We start from the raw sequence: 19,681 nt of genomic DNA on the forward strand, positions 1-19,681 counted from the left end.
GTCGCCCCCTATTTCACTCTGCTGTTCTTTTCCGCGATGCCCGACACCCCGGCGCGGCGGTCCAGTTCGGCCCACACGTCGTCCGGCGACACCCCGGTCTCGGCCCACAGCACCAGCAGGTGGTAGAGCAGGTCGGCGCTTTCGGCCGCCACCGCCTCGGGGCCTTCGCCCACCGCGGCCAGGGCCGTCTCCAGCCCCTCCTCGCCCACCTTCTGGGCGATTTTCTTGCGGCCCTTGGTGAACAGCTTGGCGGTATAGCTGGTGTCGGGATCGGCGCCCTTGCGGCTTTCGATCACCGCGAACAGGCGTTCGATGGCGTGGCTCATGGCGTCTTCACCCCTGGACCGGGCGCACCGGGATTCCCGCCGCCGCCATGTGGGCCTTGGCCTGGGCGATGGTGTAGGTGCCGAAATGGAAGATGGAGGCGGCCAGCACCGCGGTGGCGTGGCCGTCGCGGATGCCCTCGACCAGATGATCGAGGGTGCCGACCCCGCCCGAGGCGATCACCGGAATGGTCACCGCATCGGCCACCGCGCGGGTGAGCGGGATGTTGAAGCCCTGCTTGGTGCCGTCGCGGTCCATGGAGGTCAGCAGGATCTCGCCGGCGCCGTATTCCATCATGCGCCGCGCCCATTCCACCGCGTCGATGCCGGTGGGGTTGCGGCCGCCATGGGTGAAGATCTCGAACTTGCCGGGCGCCGTCTGCTTGGCGTCGATGGCCACCACGATGCACTGGCTGCCGAACTTCTCGGCCGCCTCCCGCACGAATTCGGGGCGGTGCACGGCGGCGGTGTTGATGGAGACCTTGTCGGCCCCGGCCAGCAGCAGCTTGCGGATGTCCTCGACCACGCGGACGCCGCCGCCCACGGTCAGCGGCATGAAGCAGGCCTCGGCGGTGCGGCCGACCACGTCGTAGATGGTGTCGCGGTTGTCGGAGGAGGCGGTGATGTCGAGGAAGGTCAGCTCGTCGGCACCGGCCTGATCGTAGATCTTGGCCTGCGCGACGGGGTCGCCGGCATCCACCAGATCGACGAAGTTGACCCCCTTGACGACGCGGCCGTCCTTGACGTCCAGGCAGGGGATGATGCGCATCTTGAGCATCGCGTCAGTCCTTGAGCAGCCGGATCGCCTCGGCCACGTCGATGCGGCCGTCGTAGATGGCGCGGCCCGAGATCACTCCGGCGATGCCCGAGTCCGCCTCGGCCTTCAGGGCCTTGAGGTCGTACAGCGACGACACCCCGCCCGAGGCGATCACCGGCGTCGAGATCGCCCGGGCCAGCGCCGCCGTGGCCGCCAGGTTGGGCCCGGTGAGCACGCCGTCGCGGTCGATGTCGGTGTAGATGATGGCGGCCACCCCGGCATCCTCGAACTTCAGGGCCAGCTCGAGCACGGTGAGGTTCGAGGTCTCGGCCCAACCCTCCACCGCCACCTTGCCGCCCTTGGCGTCGATGCCCACCGCGACGCGGCCGGGAAACCGCCGGCAGGCGTCCTTGACCAGCTCGGGATTGCGCAGGGCCACGGTGCCGAGGATGACGCGCGAGACGCCCTTGCCCAGCCACATCTCGATGGTGTCCATGTCGCGGATACCGCCGCCCAGCTGCACCGGCACGCTTACCGATGCCAGGATGCGCTCCACCGCGGCGCCGTTGACCGGCCGGCCGGCGAAGGCGCCGTTGAGGTCGACCACGTGGATCCATTCCGCCCCGGCGGCGGCGAAGGACGCGGCCTGGGCGCCGGGATCGGTGTTGAACACCGTCGCCTGGTCCATCAATCCGAGCTTGAGGCGGACGCAGGCGCCGTCCTTGAGGTCGATGGCGGGAAACAGGATCATGGCGTACCCTTGTTGCTGGGGTCCAGGGGCGCGACCAGGACCCAGAAGCCGGATTCGGTGCGATTGAAGACCAGCAGGTCGAAGCGGTCGAGCAGCTTCGACAGCCACCAGCGGGCAGGCTGCTGGATCAGGTGGGCGTTGCGGCCGTCGGGCAGCACTTTCATCGCCGCTCCGGTGTGCACCGTGAAGAAGCCATGCCGGCGGGTCACCCTGGCGAGGTCGTCCAGCACATTGTCGAGCAGGTCAGGCTCGATATGTTCCAGCACGTCGATGCAGGCGACGAAATCGTTGGGCACCGGGACCTTGGCCCATTGCGGGCGCGCGGGATCGTAGTGATCGACGGCGATTCGACCGGGCAGCAGCCGCGCCAGTTCCTGGCCGAGCCGGCCCTTCCCGGCACCGTAATCCAGCAGCGTTCGTGCCCCGATCTTCGCCAGAAGATCGGCCAGCAGCGGTGCGAAACCCACCGAGGCGACACCGTAATCGGGGTTGCTCTCATGCAGCTCGCGCTGCACGCGCCGGTATTCCTCGGTGATCACCGCCCCGGTCATGGCGCCCACCTGAGGAAGTTGGAGATGACCTTGAGGCCGGTGGCCTGGCTTTTCTCGGGATGGAACTGGGTGCCGACGATGTTGCCCCGCCCCACCATGGCGGCGATGGCGCCACCATATTCCACCGTCGCCAGCTGGTCGGCGCCGTCGGCGCAGGCGAAGCGGTAGGAATGGACGAAATAGGCGTGGGCGGCCGGCGGCAATCCGGCCAGGACGGGGTGGGCATCGGCGGCGAAGGCCAGCTCGTTCCAGCCCATATGCGGCACCTTCAGCGCCGGATCGGCCGGGCTGACCGGCACCACCTCGCCCTTGATCCAGCCCAGGCCGGCATGCTCGCCATGCTCGCGCCCCGTGGTCGCCAGCAATTGCATGCCGACGCAGATGCCGAGGAACGGCCGGCCCTTGGCCAGCACCGCCTGTTCCAGCGCCGCCACCATGCCGGGCAGGGCGGTCAGCCCGGCCTTGCAATCGGCGAAGGCGCCGACGCCGGGCAGCACGATGCGGTCGGCCCGCGCCACCGCTTCGGCATCGGCGGTCACCGTCACCTCGGCGGCCAGCCCGTCCTCGGCCACCACCCGCTCGAACGCCTTGGCGGCGGAGCGCAAATTGCCGGAGCCGTAATCGACGATGGCGATGCGCATGGCCCTACAGCACGCCCTTGGTGGAAGGCACCGCGTCGGCCTTCCGGGGGTCGATCTCCATGGCCTCGCGCAGGGCCCGCGCCAGCGCCTTGAAGCAGCTCTCGACGATGTGGTGGTTGTTCTCGCCGTACAGGGTCTCGACGTGCAGGGTGGCGCCGGCGGCCTGGGCGAAGGCCTGGAACCATTCCTTGAACAGCTCGGTATCCATGTCGCCGACCTTGTCGCGCACGAACTCCACCCGCCACACCAGGTAGGGGCGGTTGGACAGGTCGATGGCGACCCGGGTCAGGGTCTCGTCCATGGGCACCAGGGCCGAGCCGTAGCGGCGGATGCCCTTGCGCTCGCCCAGGGCCTGGGCAACCGCCGTGCCGATGGCGATGCCGGAATCCTCGGTGGTGTGGTGGGCGTCGATGTGCAGGTCGCCCTCGGCGTTGACCTCCAGGTCCATCAGCGCGTGGCGCGACAGCTGCTCCAGCATGTGGTCGAGGAAGCCGATCCCGGTATCGACGGAATAGGACCCGGTCCCGTCGAGATCGACGGCGACCTTGATGCTGGTCTCGTTGGTCTTGCGCGCGACGGCGGCCTGGCGCATGGCGCTTCTCCTTGCTGATCATGACGGTTTAGCAGGAACCGCCCGGCGGGGAAAGGACCGGGTGGACAGCGGCGCGCCAACGGTTTACCCAGAAGCCGCAACGCATCCGAGGTGATCATGGTCCAGGCCGTCAAGAAGGGCTTCGTCTTCGTGGCCATCCTGCTGCTCAACGTGGTGATCCTGGTCGCCCTGGCCGAATGGGGCGCCAAGGCGGCGATCCGCCACATCCGCGACACCCGCCCCAACACCATGCCCGGCCTGACCAAGGCGCTGTACGCGGCGCTCTACAACACCGACGATCCCGACCGCTACCTCGCCATCAGCAGCGAAGGCTGGCGCATGGGCGACACCGTCTACAGCCCCTTCGTCGAGTACCGCATGACCCCCTACCAGGGGACCCACTTCAACATCACCGAGGACGGCTATCGCCCCAACCGGCTGTCGCCGCAGGATCTCGGCCGGCCGGGCCGCAAGGTGTTCGTGTTCGGCGGCTCGACCACCATGGGCTCGGGCGTGCCCGATCACGAAACCATCCCCGCCGGCATCGAGCGCGCCCTGCACGGCGCCGGTCACACCGACGTGCAGGTGTTCAACTTCGGCGCCGTCGCCTATTTCTCGACCCAGGAGCGCATCGCCTTCGAACGCCTGCTCACCGCCGGGATGAAGCCCGATGTCGCGGTGTTCGTCGATGGCCTCAACGACTTCCACTTCTGCTCGATCCCCGACGAAAGCTCGTGGAACGAGCGGCTGGTGCAGCTGACCTCGGCGCGCAAGCGCCAGCCCCTGTTCCTCGAGCTGGCCAACCGCTCCAACGTGGTGCAGCTGGCCCGCACGCTCGGCGGCGACGACACCGTCATCAACCGGTCCTGGACCAAGAAATGCGATTCCGACGAGGACGTCGCCAGGATCATCCACCGCCTCGACACCAATCGGCGCATCATCGACGGCATGGCCGACCAACTGGGCTTCGAGGCGATCCTGGTACAGCAGCCGGTGCCTACCTATCATTATGACAACACGAAGCGGCCGATCACGGCCACCGACGAGATGATCGGGCACGGCAATGCCCGCCGCGGCTATCCCCTGATGGCGAAGATGCGCGACGACGGCACCATCACCACCCGCAACCTGCTCTGGCTGGCCGAGCTGGAGCCCGAGCAGAACGCCTATGTCGACATGGTCCATTACAGCCCGGCCTTCAACGACCTGATCGGCAAGACCATCGCCGCGGAAATCCTGCGCCGCGGCTTCAAGCAGGATGCGATGCAATGAGCGACCTTCCCTCCTGGCACGGCACCACCATCCTCTCGGTCCGCAAAGGGGGCCGCGTGGTGGTGGCCGGCGACGGTCAGGTCAGCCTTGGCCAGACGGTGATCAAGGCCAATGCCCGCAAGGTCCGCCGCGTCGGCAACGGCTCCATCCTGGTCGGCTTCGCCGGGGCCACCGCCGACGCCTTCACCCTGCTGGAGCGCCTGGAGGGCAAGCTGGAGAAGCATCCCGGCCAGCTGATGCGGGCCTGCGTCGAGCTGGCCAAGGACTGGCGCACCGACCGCTACCTGCGCCGGCTGGAGGCGATGATGGCGGTGGCCGATGCCGACGTGTCGCTGGTGCTGACCGGCCAGGGTGACGTGCTCGAGCCCGAGGACGGCCTGATCGCCATCGGTTCGGGCGGCAATTACGCCCTCGCCGCCGCCCGCGCCCTGATCGACACCGACCTCGACGCCGAGGCCATTGCCCGCAAGGCGATGGCGATAGCCGCCGACATCTGCGTCTACACCAACACCAACATCGTGGTGGAGAGCCTGTAAGCCATGAGTGCCACCGCCTTCTCCCCGCGCGAGATCGTCTCCGAGCTGGACCGCTACATCGTCGGCCAGGACGACGCCAAGCGCGCCGTCGCCGTCGCCCTCAGGAACCGCTGGCGGCGCCAGCAGCTGCCCGATTCCCTGCGCGAGGAGGTGCTGCCCAAGAACATCCTGATGATCGGCCCCACCGGGGTGGGCAAGACCGAGATCGCCCGCCGGCTGGCCAGGCTGGCCCAGGCGCCGTTCCTGAAGGTGGAGGCGACCAAGTTCACCGAGGTCGGCTATGTGGGGCGCGACGTCGAGCAGATCGTGCGCGACCTGGTCGAGATCAGCATCGGCATGACCCGCGAGCGGCTGAAGAAGCAGGTGGCGGCCAAGGCCGAGATCGCCGCCGAGGAGCGCCTGCTCGATGCCCTGGTGGGCGAGACCGCCAGCCAGGAGACCCGCCAGAAATTCCGCAAGATGCTGCGCGAAGGCACCCTCGACGACAAGGAGGTGGAAATCCACGTCGCCGAATCGCCCGCCGCCGGCATGCCCACCTTCGACATCCCCGGCATGCCGGGGGCGCAGATGGGCATGCTCAATCTCTCGGACATGCTGGGCAAGGCGTTCGGCTCCGGGCGCACCAAGCCGCGGCGCCTGTCGGTGCGGGACGCCCAGTCGCTGCTGCTGTCCGAGGAATCCGACAAGCTGCTGGACCAGGATTCGGTGACCCGGGACGCCATCTGGGCGGTGGAGAACCACGGCATCGTCTTCCTGGATGAAATCGACAAAATCTGCGCCCGCTCGTCCGAGCATCACGTCGGCGGCGATGTCAGCCGCGAAGGCGTGCAGCGCGACCTGCTGCCGCTGATCGAGGGCACCACCGTGGCCACCAAGCACGGCCAGGTGAAGACCGACCACATCCTGTTCATCGCCTCGGGCGCCTTCCACCTGGCCAAGCCCAGCGACCTGCTGCCCGAGCTGCAGGGGCGCCTGCCCATCCGGGTCGAGCTGAAGGCGCTGACCCGCGACGATTTCGTGCGCATCCTGACCGAGCCCGAGGCCAGCCTGATCAAGCAGTACAAGGCGCTGCTGGCCACCGAACAGGTCGAGCTGGACTTTCCCGACGAGGCCATCGCCGCCATCGCCGATCTGGCCGCCGAGATCAACCGGGCGGTGGAGAACATCGGCGCCCGGCGCCTGCAGACGGTGATGGAACGCCTGCTGGAGGAGATCAGCTTCACCGCCCCCGACCAGCCCCCCGGCACCGCCATCACCATCACCGCCGCGATGGTCAATGAACGGGTCGGCGAACTGGCGCGCAAGGCCGACCTGGCCAAGTTCATCCTGTAGACTGCCTCTGCCATCAACCGTCATGCCCGGGTCAAGCCCGGGCATGACGGAGCCCATGGGGCCTGCTATGATTCCAATCATAGGAGAACCCATGGCAGCCGAACTTCCGTTCCTGGCCGGCATCCGCCCGGTCCGCCGCGACCTCGCCGCCGGCGAGACGCTGTTCCGCGCCGGCGAGGCGCCGGCCGGGCTGTACCGGGTGGCGGCCGGCCGGATCGTGCTGGCACGCGCCGGCGCCCGGGTGCATGTGGCCGAGGCGGGGAACTTCTTCGGCGAAAGTGCGCTGTTCGATCCGGCGCACAAGGTGGATGCGGTGGCCGAGGGCGCGGCGGCGGTGGAGTGCTACGGCGCCGGGCCGGTGCTGCTGCACCTCAAGGCCCATCCCGACCTCGCCCTGGCGTTCGCCGCCTTCGTGGCGCGCCGCCTCAACGGCACCCGCGCCCGGCTGGAGCTGGCCCGCATCCGCTCGGCCGGCGACCGCATCCTCGCCTTCCTGCGCCAGTCGGGCGCCGCCGAGGCGGCCATCGAGCTGCCGCCGCTGATCGGCGTGGCGCGCGAGCTGGGCATGACCCACGAGGCCTTCTACCGCACCCTGCGCAGGCTGGTCGCCGACGGATTGGTGATCCGCGAGGGCCGCCGCCGCTTGCGCCTCGGCCCAGGGGCGCTGTAGGGTCGCAGCCCATGGATTATGCCGCCCTTCTTCCCGCGCTCGAGCGCATCGCCCGCCTGGCCGGCGCCGCCATCCTCGAGGTCTATGCCGGCGACTTCGCCGCCGATACCAAGGGCGACGGCTCGCCGGTCACCGAAGCCGACCAGCGCGCCGAGGCGCTGATCCTGCCCGAGCTGGCGCGCCTGACCCCCGACATCCCGGTGATCGCCGAGGAAAGCGTCGCCGCCGGCCACGTTCCGGCCATCGGCGGCCGCTTCTGGCTGGTCGATCCGCTGGACGGCACCAAGGAATTCCTCAAGCGCAACGGCGAGTTCACCGTCAATATCGGGCTGGTCGATGGCGGCCTGCCGCGGGCCGGCGTGGTCTTCGCCCCGGCCCTGGCGGTGCTGTGGTCGGGCGCCGACGGCGCCGGAACCACCCGGGTCGATGCCGCCGGGCGACGGCCCGCGGCCTGCCGGCGGCCGCCGGACTCCGGCGCGGTGGTGCTGGGCAGCCGCTCCCACGGCAGCGCCGGCGACATGGCGGCGTTCCTGGCCGGGCTGAGCGATCCGGTGGTGGAGAATTCCGGCTCGTCGCTGAAATTCTGCCGCGTCGCCGAGGGCAGCGCCGATTTCTATCCCCGCTTCGGCCCCACCTGCGAGTGGGACACCGCCGCCGCCCACGCCGTGCTGCACGCCGCCGGCGGCGAGGTGGTCAATCTGGACGGCAGCCCCTTCGCCTACGGCAAGGCCCCGACGTTCCTCAATCCCGGATTTCTGGCGCGGGCGGTTCGAGGCATCGGGTAATCACCGTCATCCCCGCGCAGGCGGGGATCCAGGGGGTGCACCGACACCTTCTCCGCGACTCCTGGGTTCCCGCCTGCGCGGGAACGACGGGGGTGGGGTCGTCAATCTTCTCCCAGCGCCCGCAGTAGCTCCGCCACTTTCTCCTCGGGCAGGGTGGCGATGCGTTCGGCCAGCCGGTTGGCCAGTTCGGTGCGGGACGGCGACAGGCCGGCGGTGTCGATGACGATGCGGGGGTGGGACAGCTCGGCCAGGCGCTTCAGCTCCTCCGCCGCGTCCCAGATCAGGCCGAAATAGCCGGCGATCTGCATCACCAGGCCGGGCGCCGGGCGGCCGCGATGGCCGTGCTCCAGCGCCGACAGATAGGCCGCGGACAGGTGCAGATCGGCGGCCATGGCCTTCAGCTGGATGCCACGGGCCTCGCGCAGGGCCCGCACCTTTGCCCCGAACGGGGTCATTGGCGCTTCCGCCGGATCAGCACATAAAGCGCACCCTCGCCGCCGTCCCTGCCCTGGGCGTGGGAGAAGCCGATGATGCGTTCGCGCAAGGGAGGCTGGTTGAGCCAGCGCGGCACATTGGCGCGCAGGATGCCGGACCCCTCGCGCATGCCCTTGCCGGTGATGACCAGCACGCAGCGGCGGCCGGACTCGTAGGCGCGGGTGATGAAGGCGGTCAGCGCCCCATGGGCCAGGTCCTGGGTCAGGCCGTGCAGGTCGAGGCGGCCGTCGATGGCCAGCTCGCCCCGCTTCATCCGCCGCGCCGACTGGCGGTCGAGCCCCGGCGCGGCGCCATGGCCGAGTTCGGGCAGCACGCCGCGCACCGGCGGCGGGCGGAGGGAAGGCGGCGCGGCCGGAGGCGGCGCCGGGTCCGCCGGTTCGGCGGCGGGCGGGGGCGGCTCGGGCGGCAGGTCGGCGGCGCGGCCGGGCAAGGGGGCCACGTCGGCGATCACCGCCCGCCAGACACGGGCCTCGTCCGGGGTGACGGTGCGGCGGCGGGGCCGGTGGCCGGGATCATGGACCATCGGCCAGCAGCACATGCAGGCGGCGGGGACCGTGCGCTCCCAGCAGCAGGGTCTGCTCGATGTCGGCGGTGCGCGACGGGCCGGTGATCCAGGTGACCGTGCGCGGCCATGCCCCCGCCTTGCGCAGCGCCTTCCAGGCGTCTTCGTAGGCGCCCACCACGTCGGCCGTCCGCACCAGCACCACATGCAGATCGGGCAGGAAGTTGAGCGTGGTCGGGGCGTCCGGCCCGCTGCGGACGATGCAGGTGCCGGTTTCGGCCACCGCCCGGAAGGCCGGAACCACCGACACCGCATCGCCCCGCCCGGCGGCGCCGAAGCGCGCGGACAGGCCGGCACCGGTCCAGTCGAGGCCCGACAGCGCCGGGGCGGCGGCCACCTGCGGCGGCAAGCCCGATTCCGCCAGCAGCCGCGCCACCGCGGCCGGAGCGGCGGCGGCGGTGGGAATGCGCTCGATTATGGCGCTCATCTCGGTTGCCATGGCGGCGAAGCGCTCGATCAGCTCGGCCGGTTCGCCCTTGCCGCGAGCCGGTATCACGTTGGGCCGGGGCTCGGCCATGCGGCGGTCCAGCTCGGCGCGCAGCGTTTCCGGCGGCGGGCCGCGCCGCAGCGCGCGGCGGACCGAGTCCAGGATGGTGGCGCGGGCGTCACTCATGGCGGCAAGACCTCGCCGTCCCGCGCCTCGCCGTCGTCCTCCTCCTCGGGGGGGGCGGGATGAGAGCCGTCGTACAGGTTGCGCCGGACGTAGCGGCGCCAGTCGCCGCGCGGGGCGATGCAGGGCGGCTCGGTGCCGCCGGGGATGTAGAGGGCGAGGCCGCCGATGGTCCACAGCTGGTTCAGGTGGGCGGCGCTCTGCACCACGTATTCGTTGGCGCGGGCGCGGATGCGCCAGGCGATGAAATGCTTGATCCCCAGCATGTGGGCCAGCGCGCCGACGGTCATGGCGACGATGCCCACCGCCACGCCGGTGGCCAGCAGCACCACCAGGGCCAGCACCATGGCGATCATCAGCGGCATGACGTGGTCCCACGCGCTGTGCACCGGCGAACCCTGGAAATCCAGCATGCGCTGGTCGGTGTAGATCTCCACCTGGCGGGTCAGCACCGCCGCGCGCAGGCGCTCGTGCAGGTCGATCTCCTCCTGCGCCTTCTTCTCCCGCCAGTCGCGGTAGCTTTGGGTGTCGCTCATCGCCGCTTTCCCTGCCGCCACTGATCGAGGAAACCCGGCCCGCTGGGCGCCGGCAGATCGCGGGCGGCGGTCCAGCCGCCGGCCAGCGGCACCCGGGCCAGCCGCCCGGTTCCCCGCGCCAGCCGGCGCAATCCCCACGAGGCCAGGCGGGTGACGGCACGATACAGCCACGGGCGGCTGGCGGCAAAGCTCCACAGCGCCAGTCCCAGGCGTTCCCGCGCCGGCTTGAGGTGGCGCTCGAAGGCGTGCTCCCGCCAGTGGCGCAGCAGCGCCGGCAGCGGGATGGACATGGGGCAGACCTCTTCGCAGCGGCCGCACAGGGTGGAGGCGTCGGGCAGCTTGGCGGTCTGCTCCAGCCCCACCAGCGCCGGACTCAGCACCGAGCCCATGGGGCCGGGATAGACCCAGCCGTAGGCATGGCCGCCGACCGCGCCGTAGACCGGGCAATGGTTGATGCAGGCGCCGCAGCGGATGCAGCGCAGCATGTCGCGGAACTGGCCGCCCAGCATGGCGGAGCGGCCGTTGTCCAGCAGCACCACGTGGAACTGCTCGGGTCCGTCGAGGTCGTCCGGCCGCCGCGGGCCGGTGGAGAAGGTGGTGTAGACCGACAGCTCCTGCCCGGTGGCGGAGCGGGCCAGCAGGCGCAGGATGGTGGCGGCGTCGTCCAGGGTCGGCACCACCTTGTCGATGGTGGCCAGCACGATGTGCACCCGGGGCAGGGTCTGGGTGAGGTCGCCGTTGCCCTCGTTGGTGACGATCACCGTCGAGCCGGTCTCGGCGATCAGCAGGTTGGCGCCGGTGATGCCCACATCGGCGGCGAGGAAGCGGGCCCGCATCTCCTCGCGCGCCTCGTCCAGCAGCACCCGCGGCTCCTCGAGGTCGCGGTCCGGCGGGCGGCCGCCATGGGCGGTGCGGAAGGCGTCGGCGACCTGGCCGCGGTTGAGGTGGATGGCCGGGGCGACGATATGGCTGGGCGGCTCGCGCCGCAGCTGGATGATGTACTCGCCCAGATCGGTCTCGACCGGAATCACCCCGTTCTTCTCCAGGAAATCGTTGAGGCCGATCTCCTCGGCCACCATGGACTTGCCCTTGGTGGCGGTGCGCGCCCCGGCGGCGCGGCAGATGGCCAGCACCGCCGCCTTGGCCTCGGCGCCGTCGCGGCACCAATGCACGGTTCCGCCGGTCTCGACCACCTTGGCCTCGAAGGCTTCCAGGTAATGGTCGAGATGGGCCAGGGTGTGGTCCTTCAGCGCCCGCGCCTCGGCCTTCAGCGCCTCGAATTCGGGCAGGCGGGCCACCGCCGCGGCGCGCTTGACCCGGAACCCGGCCTTCAGGCGGGCCAGCGCGTCCTGCAGCACCGGATCGGCCATGGCGGCGCGGGCATTGGCGGCGAAGCGGCGCGAGGTCGGGTGCATGGGCGTCAATCCCCCTCGCCGATGGCCGGGCCGTCGGCCATGCCGGCCAGCACCTCGGCGACGTGGCGGACCCGCACCGGCGAGCCCTTGCGCTTGAGCCGGCCGGCGATGTTCAACAGGCAGCCGAGATCTCCGGCCAGCACGGTGCCGGCGCCGGTGGCGGCGATGGCGGCGACCTTGTCATCGACCATGCGCTCCGAGATCTCGGCGTACTTGACGCAGAAGGTGCCGCCGAAGCCGCAGCATTCCTCGGGATTGGCCAGTTCCGCCAGCTCCAGCCCGGCGATGCCGGCGAGCAGGCGGCGCGGCTGCTCGCGCACCCCCATCTCGCGCAGGCCCGAGCAGGAATCGTGATAGGTGACCCGGTCGGGGTATTGGGCGGCGACCCGGTCCACCCCCATCACGTCGGTGAGGAACGAGACCAGTTCCCAGGTCCGTTCGGCCAGCGCGCCGATTCGCGGCAGCAGATCGGGATCGTCGGCGAACAGGGCCGGGTAGTGGTGGCGGATCATGGCGGCGCAGCTGCCCGACGGCACCACCACGTAATCGTAGCCGGAGAAGGCCCTTAGCACCGCCAGGGCCAGGGTCCGGGCGCTGGCGCGGTCGCCGGAATTGTAGGCGGGCTGGCCGCAGCAGGTCTGGTCCGGCGGCACCTCGACGGTGCAGCCGGCCTCCTCGAGCAGCTTGACGGCGGCGAAGCCGGTCTCGGGGCGGAACAGGTCGGCCAGGCAGGTGACGAACAGGCCCACCCGTGGCGCAGCGCTCATGGTCGCAGCCTCTCCCTGGGATTTGGAACACAATGAGGCCGGAACCGGCCCAGTGCAAGATTGGAAGGCTACTCGGCCAGCGCCACCCTGGGCGAGCGCTGGCGCGGCAGCAGCAGCCAGTAGCGGCCGGGGCTCTTCATGCGGCCGGCCTTCTCGAAGGCGGCCTCGCCGGCGCCCCAGAAGAAATCGCCGCGCACCGGCCCCTTGATGGCGCCGCCAGTGTCCTGGGCCATGACCAGGCGGCGCAGCGGCCGCCCGGCGGGATCGACGGTGTCGAGGAACAGCGGCACCCCCAGCGGGATGTAGCGGTTGTCCACCGCCAGCGAGCGTTCCGGGGTCAGCGCCACCCCCTCCGAGCCGAGGGGGCCGTCGCCGGTGACCACCTTGTAGAACACGTAGCGCGGATTCTCGGCCATCAGCGCCTGCGCCCGGGTGGGATTGTCCTTCAGCCAGGCGCGGATGGCCGGCATGGAGATGTCGTCGAGAAGACCGCGCTCGCGCATCAGCTTGCCGATGCCGACGAATCGGTGGCCGTTGGTCCCCGCCACCCCGAGCCGCAGCACCCGCCCGTCGGGCAGGCGCACCCGGCCCGAACCCTGGATGTGCATGATGTGGGCATCGACCGGATCGGCCACCCACGCCACCGCCTGGGCCAGGCTGCCCAGGGTGCCGGCCTCGATCTCGGCGCGGCTGGGATAGGGGCGGAATTCGCCGCCGACCATGCGCCCGACCTGGTCGCCGCGGGTCACCAGATCCTTCGGCTTGGCCAGCAGCGGCACCCGGTACCTGGGCGAACGGGCCAGCGAGCCCTCCAGCTCGGGCTCGAAATAGCCGGTGAAGGTCCCCTCGGCGCGGCCGTCATTGGTGGCCAGGTAGGGCACGAACCACGCCTCGAAGAAGGCCCGCGCGATGTCGTGCTCGCCGGCCGAGATGCGCCGGGCGGTGGCGCAGGGGGTGTGCCAGTCGGCCACGGTGCCGCCCATGCCGTCGGCGCCGATGCTGCGGTCCCAGGGCAGCTTCGCCATGCGCTCGCACGAGCGCAGCAGCGCCGGCAGCACGGCGCCGGCGCCGTCCTCGCCCCAGCCCGGAAGCTGGTCGAACGAGCCCGGCAGCAAAGTCAGCCGCTCGATGCCGGTGGGCGGTGCGGAGGGCGGCGGCGGGGCGGGAGGCGGTCCGTAGACACGCGGGGCGCAGGCGGTCAGGGCCGCGAGCAGGACGAGCGGGGCGAGCCGTCGCATCGGGCGCTTAAGCCCCGTCATCCTCGGGCGCGCGGGTCGCCGCCAGCTGCCAGTTGGGATCGCGCGACTGGGTGTCGCGGCGGAAGGTCCATTCGTCGGTGACCTCGGCGATGTGGGCCGGGTCGCCATCGACGATGCGGCCCTCGGAATCCTTCACCACGTTGGTCTGTTCGGTGACGAAGCGGACGGTGACCAGCGCCGCGCTGCCGACCATGCGGGCCTCGACGATCTCGGCCGAGCGGATGCCCACCAGTTCGCTGTCCAGGGTCTCGCCGGCCCGGTCGCGCGCCATCACGGCGTCGGCAAACGGACGGTATACCTCGTCGGCGAGCAGCGGCCGCAGGGCCTTGAGGTCGCCCCTGGCATAGGCGCCGAGGATGATCTCGAACGCCATGCGCCCCCCCGACAGGAAGCCCTCGACGGTGAAATCGGGATCGGCGGCGACCACCGCCGCCAGGCCGGCCCCCACCGGGCCGTCCGGCAGCGGCGTGGGCGCGGGCTTGCGCGCCCGGGTCAGATCGATCACGTTGTCCGTGGCGGCATCCTTGGCCGGCTGCGGCGCGCCCCAGTCGCGGGGCGCCTCGCGCTCGTGACCGGTGCGCCGGCCCAGCACGCTGCGCAGGCGCAGCACCAGGAAAACCGCGACTGCGGCGAAGAAGACGATGTCGAGGGCGTGAAAACCGTCGTTCATGGACCTACGTTTCGGAGACGCGGCGTTTCGGGAAGGCGCGCTCTATGGACCGGGGCGCGAGCCCGTCTCACACACATAAGCCGCCAGGGGGCAAAGAGCAAGCATGGCATGGATGGTGTTGTTGGCGGTGATCGCCGTGCCGGTGATCGAAATCGCCCTGTTCGTCAAGTCGGCGCAGCTGATCGGCGTGCTGCCCACCGTGCTGCTGGCGGTCGGAGCCGGCATCGCCGGCATCGCCCTGGTGCGGCTGCAGGGCCTGGGGCTGCTGTGGCGCACCCGCTCCCAGCTGGATCGCGGCGAGCTGCCCATGGCCGAGGTGTTCGACGCGGTCTGCCTGGCGCTGGCCGGCGGCCTGCTGCTGCTGCCCGGCTTCCTCTCGGACGTGGTCGCCCTGGCCCTGCTGCTGCCGCCGGTGCGCCTGCTGCTGCGGCAATGGCTGGGGTCGCGCCTGGTCACCGTCCAGGCCGGCGGCACGCCCCAGCGGGCGCCGGACCCGCCTGTGATCGAGGGCGAGTACCGGGTGGTCGACGACAAAGGTCCCAAGCCCTGAGACCACCGCCGGAGCGGTTGTGCCGCACATCGATCCGTGCTAGCCATCGGCCAAGCCCCCTGTCGCCTTTTCCCGAGGATTTGCCATGACCGACGCAGCTCCCGCCCAGCCCGATCCCAACCAGCCGCCGCTGGTCATCAACGGCCAGTACGTCAAGGACCTGTCCTTCGAGGTGCCCGGCGCGCCCGAGATCTATTCCGAGATGCAGGGCCAGAACCCGTCCATCCCGATCCACGTCGACATCAACGCCCGCAGCCTGCAGGGCAACACCTTCGAGGTGGTGCTGCATCTCAAGGTCGATGCCCAGTTCGAGGACAACCGCCCGGTGTTCCTGGTGGAGCTGGCCTACGGCGGCATCTTCACCCTCAACGTGGCGCCCGAGCATGTGCAGCCCATGCTGCTGATCGAGTGCCCGCGCCTGCTGTTCCCCTTCGCCCGCACCATCATCGCCGACGCCACCCGCGACGGCGGCTTCCCGCCGCTGATGATCCAGCCCATCGACTTCGTGCAGCTGTTCCGCTCGCGCATGGAAGCCGCCCAGGGCGAGGCCCAGGGCACGGCGTAGAACCGCGCGTAACGCCTCATTCGGGCCTCACCCTGAGGAGCCGCCGCAGGCGGCATCTCGAAGGGCGAGGTCCGTCACAGACGGGCTGCCCCATCCTTCGAGACGAGCGCTGCGCGCTCTCCTCAGGACGAGGCTACGGATAGGGAATCCACCAAGGGCGGGAACGACGGTGAATCGCTACCCGGCAGCCCCCTCCGGTTCCCGCAGCCAGATCGGCGTCTTCAGCTTGGCGACGAAGGCCGCGTGGGCCTCGGCCTCCTCGGGGGTCGGCGCGTGCGGCCGGGGGGGGCGCGCCGCGCGGTCGAGGGTGGTGGTGGTGCCGGTGTTGGAGCGGGCGTTGAGGCCCAGCTCGAAACCCGGCTGGCGGCCGCCGATCAGCTGCAGGTAGACCTCGGCCAGCAGCTCGGAATCCAGCAGTGCGCCGTGATGGGTGCGGTGGGTGTTGTCGATCTCGAAGCGGCGGCACAGGGCGTCCAGGTTGGCCTGGGCGCCGGGGAAGCGCTTGCGCGCCATGGCCACGGTGTCGGTGGCCCGGCTCATGGGCAAAGCGGGAAAGCCCAGCCGCGCCAGTTCGGCGTTGATGAACTTCATGTCGAATTCGGCGTTGTGGATGACCAGGCGCGACTCGCCCAGGAACTCCAGGAATTCGGCCACCACCTCGGCGAAGACCGGCTTGTCGGAGAGGAATTGCTGGGACAGGCCGTGGACGCGGAAGGCTTCCTCCGGCACGTCCCGCTCGGGATTGAGGTATTGGTGATAGACCTTGCCGGTGGGCAGGTGGTTGATCAGCTCGACGCAGCCGATTTCCACGATCCGGTGGCCGGACAGCGGATCGAAGCCGGTGGTCTCGGTATCGAGGACGATCTCGCGCAAATCCTTACCTCCCGGCTGAATCTCGGGTCAGTCTGACGGCCCGCTTCAGCGCCCGCAAGGCGAAAGCCCGTCCCAGGCCGGTGGCGACGACGAAGTCGGCGCGGCGGCGCTTCTCGGCATCAGGCATCTGCTTGGCGCGGATGGCCCGCAATCGTTCCATGGTCATGCCCGGGCGCTTCAGCACCCGCTCGGCCTGCAGGAAGGCGGGGCAGCTCACCACCGCCACCCGGTGGCAGCGGCGCTCGCCCCCGGTCTCGAACAGCAGCGGCACGTCGAGAGCCACCAGCCGGGCGCGGCGGCGGCGCTGGCGGCGGCGAAAGGCGGCCTCGGCCGCCCGTACCAGGGGATGGACGATGGCTTCCAGCCGCCGCAGCGCCGCCGCGTCGCCGAACACCAGCCGGCCCAGCGCGGCGCGATCCACCGCGCCGTCCCGCACGCTGCCGGGAAACGCCGCCGCGACCGGCGCCACCGCGGCGCCGCCGGGACCGAGCAGGGCATGCACCACCGCGTCGGAATCGTGGACGGGAATGCGCATGCGCCGCAATTCGGCCGCCGCCCACGACTTGCCCATGCCGATGGAGCCGGTGAGGCCGAGCACCCTCATGCCAGGACGAAGTCCCGAAGTTCGGGCGTCACCTCCGGCCGTACCCCGAACCACGCCTCGAAGCCGGGCACCGCCTGCCACAGCAGCATGCCGATGCCGTCCACCACCGGGTTGCCGCGCGCCGCCGCTTCCTTCAGAAGCCCGGTCTGCAGCGGCGCATAGACGATGTCGTTGACCACCGCGTCCGTGGGCAGCGGCGCCAGGTCGATCTCCAGCGGCGGCTGGCCGGTCATCCCCAGGGTGGTGGTGTTGACCAGCAGCGCAGCGCCCTCCAGGGCATGGGCGACGCGGTCCCAGGCCATGGGCGCCACCGGCCCGCCGATCTCGGCGGCCAGCCGGGCGGCGCGGTCGAGGGAGCGGTTGACCACCCGCACCTGTGGAACGCCGGCATCGACCAGGGCGGCGGCCACCGCGCGGGCGGCGCCGCCCGCCCCCAGCACCACCGCCGGCCCCAGCGCCGGGCGCCAGCCGGCGGGAGCGCCGCGCCGCAGGTTCTCGAGGAAGCCGAAGGCATCGGTGTTGCGCCCCAGCACGCTGCCGTCGGGGCGGAAGACCAGGGTGTTGACGGCGCCGATGCGCGCCGCCAGCGGCTCGACCTCGTCGGCCAGGGCCAGCGCCGCTTCCTTGTGCGGCACGGTGACGTTGGCGCCGGCGAAGCCCAGCTTCGGCAGCGCCTTGACCGCCAGGGCGAAATCGTCTGGCGCCACCGCCAGCGGCACATAGGCGCCGTCCAGCCCCAGGCGCTCCAGCCAGAAGCCGTGCAGCCGGGGCGAGCGCGAATGGCCCACCGGCCAGCCCATCACCCCGGCCAGCCGGGCCTTGCCGGTGACGATCATGCCGGCAGCTCCCCGCAATCGCGCAAGTACCCCAGCAGCGGCAGCAGCGGCATGCCCATGATGGTGGAATGGTCGCCCTCGATACGGCTGAACAGCTGCGCCCCCAGCCCTTCCACCTGATAGACCCCGACGCAGCCCAGCACCTCGGGCCCGGCCTGGTCGAGATAGGAATCGAGGAACGAATCGGTGAAGGCCCGCATGGTCATGGCGGCGCGATCCACGGCGTGCCACACCGCCATGCCGTCGCGCACCGCCACCACGGCGCTGACCAGGGTGTGGGAGCGGCCGCGCAAGCTCACCAGCTGGGCGCGGGCGGCGGCGCGATCGGCCGGCTTGTCGAACCACTGGCCGTGGCAATCCAGCATCTGGTCGGCGCCGACCACCAGGGCGCCGGGATGGCGGGCCGACACCCGCTGCGCCTTCAGCTCGGCCAGCGCCCCGGCGACGCGGGCGCAATCGGCGCCCTCGGCCTTCAGCGACTCCTTCATCGCCGCCTCGTCGATGGCGGCGGTATCGACCGTGAACGCCACCCCGGCGCGTTCCAGCATCTGCCGCCGCGCCGCCGAGGCCGAGGCGAGCACCATCATCCGCCGCCCTCCCGCTTGGCGTGATGCTGGGCGTGCAGCTGGATGATGGTGGCCGAGGCCTCCTCGATGGAGCGCCGGGTGACGTCGACCACCGCCCAGCCATGGCGCGAGAACAGCTTGCGCGCCGACGCCACCTCCTCGCGCACCTTCTCGAACTGGGCGTAATCGGCGTCCTCGTCGTGGTTGAGGAAGCGCAGCCGGGCGCGGCGGATGTCGGACAGGCTCTTGGGGTCCTTGGTCAGGCCGACCACCAGCGGCCGGCGCGCCGCCTCCAGCTCGGGCGGCAGCGGCACGCCGGGGACCAGCGGGTAGTTGGCGCATTTGAAGCCGCGATTGGCCAGGTACATGCAGGTCGGCGTCTTCGAGGTGCGCGACACCCCCACCACCACGATGTCGGCCTCGTCGAGGTCGTCGAGCAGCTGGCCGTCGTCATGGGCGAGGGTGAACTGCATGGCGTCGATGCGGGCGAAATACTCGGCGTCCAGCTGGTACTGGCGGCCGGGCAGCGCCTGCATGGTCGCCCCGAGATGGCCGGCCAGCACCGCCAGCACCGGATCGAGCACCGGGATGCAGGGAATCTTCAGCCGCCGGCAGGCTTCCTCGAGCAGCACCCGCACCCCGGGATCGACCAGGGTGAACAGGACGATGCCGGGATTCTCCTCGATGCCGGCCACCACCCGCTCCACCTGGCCCTGGCTGCGCACCAGCCACCAATTGTGCTGGACCGCCTGGATTTCCTCGAACTGGACCATGCAGGCGCGGGCCACCGCGGTGACGGTCTCACCGGTGGCGTCGGAAACCAGGTGCAGGTGGAAGGTGGTCATGGGCTGTGGATCACTGCCAATTGCGGGGATAACCGGGGGGTCGGGCGGCGGGGCGCGGATTCGGTCCCCGTCCTCCCGGTTCCGTCCGCCTTGGCGCCCGCCTGTGGGCGGCACGCCGGCCGGTGCCGAGAATAGCGTGAATCGGCGCGGCCGGCATCCGCTTTCCCCGCTATCCACCACTTTCGGGTCCGGCCGTGCCCAAAGCGCCGGCCGTCTTTTCCACCGGCGCCGGCACCGCGCGGGGCGAATCGGGGGAAATCTGTGGACAGAAGGGGGAGCGAGTCGCATCCCCGTCTTCCACAGGCCCAACAACACTCA

At 70.8% G+C, this 19,681-nt stretch carries 26 protein-coding genes; 7 read left to right on the forward strand and 19 right to left on the reverse strand.

Going from position 1 to position 19,681, the window contains the following annotated elements:
* Positions 1 to 8: 8 nt before the first annotated feature.
* From MTBUT4_RS09770 to hisB, 6 genes are read right to left on the reverse strand one after another with little or no spacing between them, the layout of a single operon-like run.
* Complete coding sequence (locus MTBUT4_RS09770; RefSeq protein WP_173979499.1) at positions 9 to 326, reverse strand: phosphoribosyl-ATP diphosphatase; 318 nt, start codon at positions 324 to 326, stop codon at positions 9 to 11.
* 7 nt (positions 327 to 333) lie between these two features.
* Positions 334 to 1,101, reverse strand: a complete 768-nt coding sequence (gene hisF, locus MTBUT4_RS09775) for an imidazole glycerol phosphate synthase subunit HisF (RefSeq protein WP_173979500.1) — start codon at positions 1,099 to 1,101, stop codon at positions 334 to 336.
* A gap of 4 nt (positions 1,102 to 1,105) precedes the next feature.
* Complete coding sequence (gene hisA / locus MTBUT4_RS09780; RefSeq protein ID WP_173979501.1) at positions 1,106 to 1,831, reverse strand: 1-(5-phosphoribosyl)-5-[(5-phosphoribosylamino)methylideneamino]imidazole-4-carboxamide isomerase; 726 nt, start codon at positions 1,829 to 1,831, stop codon at positions 1,106 to 1,108.
* Positions 1,828 to 2,382, reverse strand: a complete 555-nt coding sequence (locus MTBUT4_RS09785) for a hypothetical protein (RefSeq protein ID WP_173979502.1) — start codon at positions 2,380 to 2,382, stop codon at positions 1,828 to 1,830. The genes hisA and MTBUT4_RS09785 overlap by 4 nt, the downstream gene beginning before the upstream one ends.
* A complete protein-coding gene (gene hisH, locus MTBUT4_RS09790) occupies positions 2,379 to 3,023 on the reverse strand; it encodes an imidazole glycerol phosphate synthase subunit HisH (protein WP_173979503.1) in 645 nt (214 codons plus the stop codon). The genes MTBUT4_RS09785 and hisH overlap by 4 nt, the downstream gene beginning before the upstream one ends.
* Positions 3,024 to 3,027: 4 nt before the next feature.
* Entirely contained in the window at positions 3,028 to 3,615 is a 588-nt protein-coding gene (gene hisB / locus MTBUT4_RS09795) for an imidazoleglycerol-phosphate dehydratase HisB (protein WP_173979504.1), read from the reverse strand.
* A 117-nt stretch (positions 3,616 to 3,732) separates the two neighbouring features.
* Between hisB and MTBUT4_RS09800 the strand changes: the two genes are divergently transcribed.
* The 5 genes from MTBUT4_RS09800 to cysQ all read left to right on the forward strand — a co-directional run bounded on the left by MTBUT4_RS09800 (position 3,733) and on the right by cysQ (position 8,210).
* Positions 3,733 to 4,887: an SGNH/GDSL hydrolase family protein gene (locus MTBUT4_RS09800; protein WP_173979505.1), complete on the forward strand. Its 1,155-nt coding sequence runs from the start codon at positions 3,733 to 3,735 to the stop codon at positions 4,885 to 4,887.
* Positions 4,884 to 5,423, forward strand: coding sequence for an ATP-dependent protease subunit HslV (gene hslV, locus MTBUT4_RS09805; protein WP_173979506.1), 540 nt, complete (start codon positions 4,884 to 4,886; stop codon positions 5,421 to 5,423). Before MTBUT4_RS09800 ends, hslV begins: the two co-directional genes overlap by 4 nt.
* Positions 5,424 to 5,426: 3 nt before the next feature.
* The gene (gene hslU / locus MTBUT4_RS09810) at positions 5,427 to 6,755 is read left to right on the forward strand and encodes an ATP-dependent protease ATPase subunit HslU (protein ID WP_173979507.1); all 1,329 of its coding nucleotides are present in this window, start codon (positions 5,427 to 5,429) and stop codon (positions 6,753 to 6,755) included.
* A 91-nt stretch (positions 6,756 to 6,846) separates the two neighbouring features.
* Entirely contained in the window at positions 6,847 to 7,425 is a 579-nt protein-coding gene (locus MTBUT4_RS09815) for a Crp/Fnr family transcriptional regulator (protein WP_173979508.1), read from the forward strand.
* An 11-nt stretch (positions 7,426 to 7,436) separates the two neighbouring features.
* Positions 7,437 to 8,210, forward strand: coding sequence for a 3'(2'),5'-bisphosphate nucleotidase CysQ (cysQ, locus tag MTBUT4_RS09820; RefSeq protein WP_173979509.1), 774 nt, complete (start codon positions 7,437 to 7,439; stop codon positions 8,208 to 8,210).
* A gap of 101 nt (positions 8,211 to 8,311) precedes the next feature.
* Here the strand turns inward: cysQ and MTBUT4_RS09825 are convergent, their stop codons facing one another.
* The 8 genes from MTBUT4_RS09825 to MTBUT4_RS09860 all read right to left on the reverse strand — a co-directional run bounded on the left by MTBUT4_RS09825 (position 8,312) and on the right by MTBUT4_RS09860 (position 14,524).
* Positions 8,312 to 8,665 (reverse strand): helix-turn-helix domain-containing protein, encoded by a 354-nt coding sequence (locus tag MTBUT4_RS09825; protein WP_173979510.1) that lies wholly within the window; start codon positions 8,663 to 8,665, stop codon positions 8,312 to 8,314.
* Positions 8,662 to 9,228 carry a Smr/MutS family protein gene (locus MTBUT4_RS09830; RefSeq protein WP_173979511.1) on the reverse strand — a complete coding sequence of 189 codons (567 nt, stop codon included), beginning with the start codon at positions 9,226 to 9,228 and terminating at the stop codon, positions 8,662 to 8,664. Before MTBUT4_RS09830 ends, MTBUT4_RS09825 begins: the two co-directional genes overlap by 4 nt.
* The gene (locus MTBUT4_RS09835; protein WP_173979512.1) at positions 9,218 to 9,880 is read right to left on the reverse strand and encodes an LUD domain-containing protein; all 663 of its coding nucleotides are present in this window, start codon (positions 9,878 to 9,880) and stop codon (positions 9,218 to 9,220) included. The genes MTBUT4_RS09830 and MTBUT4_RS09835 overlap by 11 nt, the downstream gene beginning before the upstream one ends.
* Positions 9,877 to 10,413, reverse strand: coding sequence for a hypothetical protein (locus MTBUT4_RS09840; RefSeq protein ID WP_173979513.1), 537 nt, complete (start codon positions 10,411 to 10,413; stop codon positions 9,877 to 9,879). Before MTBUT4_RS09840 ends, MTBUT4_RS09835 begins: the two co-directional genes overlap by 4 nt.
* The gene (locus MTBUT4_RS09845) at positions 10,410 to 11,828 is read right to left on the reverse strand and encodes a LutB/LldF family L-lactate oxidation iron-sulfur protein (protein WP_173979514.1); all 1,419 of its coding nucleotides are present in this window, start codon (positions 11,826 to 11,828) and stop codon (positions 10,410 to 10,412) included. Before MTBUT4_RS09845 ends, MTBUT4_RS09840 begins: the two co-directional genes overlap by 4 nt.
* Before the next feature lie 5 nt (positions 11,829 to 11,833).
* Positions 11,834 to 12,595 (reverse strand): (Fe-S)-binding protein, encoded by a 762-nt coding sequence (locus MTBUT4_RS09850; RefSeq protein ID WP_173979515.1) that lies wholly within the window; start codon positions 12,593 to 12,595, stop codon positions 11,834 to 11,836.
* Between the two features lie 68 nt (positions 12,596 to 12,663).
* A complete protein-coding gene (locus MTBUT4_RS09855; RefSeq protein WP_173979516.1) occupies positions 12,664 to 13,833 on the reverse strand; it encodes a murein transglycosylase A in 1,170 nt (389 codons plus the stop codon).
* A gap of 7 nt (positions 13,834 to 13,840) precedes the next feature.
* The gene (locus MTBUT4_RS09860; protein WP_173979517.1) at positions 13,841 to 14,524 is read right to left on the reverse strand and encodes a Tim44/TimA family putative adaptor protein; all 684 of its coding nucleotides are present in this window, start codon (positions 14,522 to 14,524) and stop codon (positions 13,841 to 13,843) included.
* Positions 14,525 to 14,627: 103 nt separating this feature from the next.
* On the opposite strand from MTBUT4_RS09860, the gene MTBUT4_RS09865 reads away from it, so the two are divergent.
* Positions 14,628 to 15,074 carry an FxsA family protein gene (locus tag MTBUT4_RS09865; protein WP_173979518.1) on the forward strand — a complete coding sequence of 149 codons (447 nt, stop codon included), beginning with the start codon at positions 14,628 to 14,630 and terminating at the stop codon, positions 15,072 to 15,074.
* 85 nt (positions 15,075 to 15,159) lie between these two features.
* Positions 15,160 to 15,639 carry a protein-export chaperone SecB gene (secB, locus tag MTBUT4_RS09870; protein ID WP_173979519.1) on the forward strand — a complete coding sequence of 160 codons (480 nt, stop codon included), beginning with the start codon at positions 15,160 to 15,162 and terminating at the stop codon, positions 15,637 to 15,639.
* A 177-nt stretch (positions 15,640 to 15,816) separates the two neighbouring features.
* Here secB and dnaQ read toward each other — a convergent pair whose 3' ends face one another.
* The 5 genes from dnaQ to MTBUT4_RS09895 are packed head-to-tail and all read right to left on the reverse strand — an operon-like array spanning position 15,817 to position 19,363.
* Complete coding sequence (dnaQ, locus tag MTBUT4_RS09875; protein WP_173979520.1) at positions 15,817 to 16,512, reverse strand: DNA polymerase III subunit epsilon; 696 nt, start codon at positions 16,510 to 16,512, stop codon at positions 15,817 to 15,819.
* Positions 16,513 to 16,516: 4 nt separating this feature from the next.
* On the reverse strand, positions 16,517 to 17,116 hold the full coding sequence (gene coaE, locus MTBUT4_RS09880; protein WP_173979521.1) for a dephospho-CoA kinase: 600 nt from the start codon (positions 17,114 to 17,116) through the stop codon (positions 16,517 to 16,519).
* A complete protein-coding gene (locus MTBUT4_RS09885; protein WP_173979522.1) occupies positions 17,113 to 17,952 on the reverse strand; it encodes a shikimate dehydrogenase in 840 nt (279 codons plus the stop codon). The genes coaE and MTBUT4_RS09885 overlap by 4 nt, the downstream gene beginning before the upstream one ends.
* On the reverse strand, positions 17,949 to 18,539 hold the full coding sequence (locus MTBUT4_RS09890) for a nucleoside triphosphate pyrophosphatase (protein WP_173979523.1): 591 nt from the start codon (positions 18,537 to 18,539) through the stop codon (positions 17,949 to 17,951). Before MTBUT4_RS09890 ends, MTBUT4_RS09885 begins: the two co-directional genes overlap by 4 nt.
* Positions 18,536 to 19,363 carry a pyruvate, water dikinase regulatory protein gene (locus MTBUT4_RS09895; RefSeq protein WP_173979524.1) on the reverse strand — a complete coding sequence of 276 codons (828 nt, stop codon included), beginning with the start codon at positions 19,361 to 19,363 and terminating at the stop codon, positions 18,536 to 18,538. Before MTBUT4_RS09895 ends, MTBUT4_RS09890 begins: the two co-directional genes overlap by 4 nt.
* Positions 19,364 to 19,681 lie beyond the last annotated feature (318 nt).

The organism is Magnetospirillum sp. UT-4 (assembly GCF_902729435.1).
GTDB lineage: Bacteria > Pseudomonadota > Alphaproteobacteria > Rhodospirillales > Magnetospirillaceae > Magnetospirillum.

Excerpts from the sequence above, each read along its gene's own strand:
- MTBUT4_RS09770 (WP_173979499.1), bottom strand. The coding sequence starts at position 326 with ATGAGCCACGCCATCGAACGCCTGTTCGCGGTGATCGAAAGCCGCAAG.
- hisF (WP_173979500.1), bottom strand. The coding sequence starts at position 1,101 with ATGCTCAAGATGCGCATCATCCCCTGCCTGGACGTCAAGGACGGCCGC.
- hisA (WP_173979501.1), bottom strand. The coding sequence starts at position 1,831 with ATGATCCTGTTTCCCGCCATCGACCTCAAGGACGGCGCCTGCGTCCGC.
- MTBUT4_RS09785 (WP_173979502.1), bottom strand. The coding sequence starts at position 2,382 with ATGACCGGGGCGGTGATCACCGAGGAATACCGGCGCGTGCAGCGCGAG.
- hisH (WP_173979503.1), bottom strand. The coding sequence starts at position 3,023 with ATGCGCATCGCCATCGTCGATTACGGCTCCGGCAATTTGCGCTCCGCC.
- hisB (WP_173979504.1), bottom strand. The coding sequence starts at position 3,615 with ATGCGCCAGGCCGCCGTCGCGCGCAAGACCAACGAGACCAGCATCAAG.
- MTBUT4_RS09800 (WP_173979505.1), top strand. The coding sequence starts at position 3,733 with ATGGTCCAGGCCGTCAAGAAGGGCTTCGTCTTCGTGGCCATCCTGCTG.
- hslV (WP_173979506.1), top strand. The coding sequence starts at position 4,884 with ATGAGCGACCTTCCCTCCTGGCACGGCACCACCATCCTCTCGGTCCGC.
- hslU (WP_173979507.1), top strand. The coding sequence starts at position 5,427 with ATGAGTGCCACCGCCTTCTCCCCGCGCGAGATCGTCTCCGAGCTGGAC.
- MTBUT4_RS09815 (WP_173979508.1), top strand. The coding sequence starts at position 6,847 with ATGGCAGCCGAACTTCCGTTCCTGGCCGGCATCCGCCCGGTCCGCCGC.
- cysQ (WP_173979509.1), top strand. The coding sequence starts at position 7,437 with ATGGATTATGCCGCCCTTCTTCCCGCGCTCGAGCGCATCGCCCGCCTG.
- MTBUT4_RS09825 (WP_173979510.1), bottom strand. The coding sequence starts at position 8,665 with ATGACCCCGTTCGGGGCAAAGGTGCGGGCCCTGCGCGAGGCCCGTGGC.
- MTBUT4_RS09830 (WP_173979511.1), bottom strand. The coding sequence starts at position 9,228 with ATGGTCCATGATCCCGGCCACCGGCCCCGCCGCCGCACCGTCACCCCG.
- MTBUT4_RS09835 (WP_173979512.1), bottom strand. The coding sequence starts at position 9,880 with ATGAGTGACGCCCGCGCCACCATCCTGGACTCGGTCCGCCGCGCGCTG.
- MTBUT4_RS09840 (WP_173979513.1), bottom strand. The coding sequence starts at position 10,413 with ATGAGCGACACCCAAAGCTACCGCGACTGGCGGGAGAAGAAGGCGCAG.
- MTBUT4_RS09845 (WP_173979514.1), bottom strand. The coding sequence starts at position 11,828 with ATGCACCCGACCTCGCGCCGCTTCGCCGCCAATGCCCGCGCCGCCATG.
- MTBUT4_RS09850 (WP_173979515.1), bottom strand. The coding sequence starts at position 12,595 with ATGAGCGCTGCGCCACGGGTGGGCCTGTTCGTCACCTGCCTGGCCGAC.
- MTBUT4_RS09855 (WP_173979516.1), bottom strand. The coding sequence starts at position 13,833 with ATGCGACGGCTCGCCCCGCTCGTCCTGCTCGCGGCCCTGACCGCCTGC.
- MTBUT4_RS09860 (WP_173979517.1), bottom strand. The coding sequence starts at position 14,524 with ATGAACGACGGTTTTCACGCCCTCGACATCGTCTTCTTCGCCGCAGTC.
- MTBUT4_RS09865 (WP_173979518.1), top strand. The coding sequence starts at position 14,628 with ATGGCATGGATGGTGTTGTTGGCGGTGATCGCCGTGCCGGTGATCGAA.
- secB (WP_173979519.1), top strand. The coding sequence starts at position 15,160 with ATGACCGACGCAGCTCCCGCCCAGCCCGATCCCAACCAGCCGCCGCTG.
- coaE (WP_173979521.1), bottom strand. The coding sequence starts at position 17,116 with ATGAGGGTGCTCGGCCTCACCGGCTCCATCGGCATGGGCAAGTCGTGG.
- MTBUT4_RS09885 (WP_173979522.1), bottom strand. The coding sequence starts at position 17,952 with ATGATCGTCACCGGCAAGGCCCGGCTGGCCGGGGTGATGGGCTGGCCG.
- MTBUT4_RS09890 (WP_173979523.1), bottom strand. The coding sequence starts at position 18,539 with ATGATGGTGCTCGCCTCGGCCTCGGCGGCGCGGCGGCAGATGCTGGAA.
- MTBUT4_RS09895 (WP_173979524.1), bottom strand. The coding sequence starts at position 19,363 with ATGACCACCTTCCACCTGCACCTGGTTTCCGACGCCACCGGTGAGACC.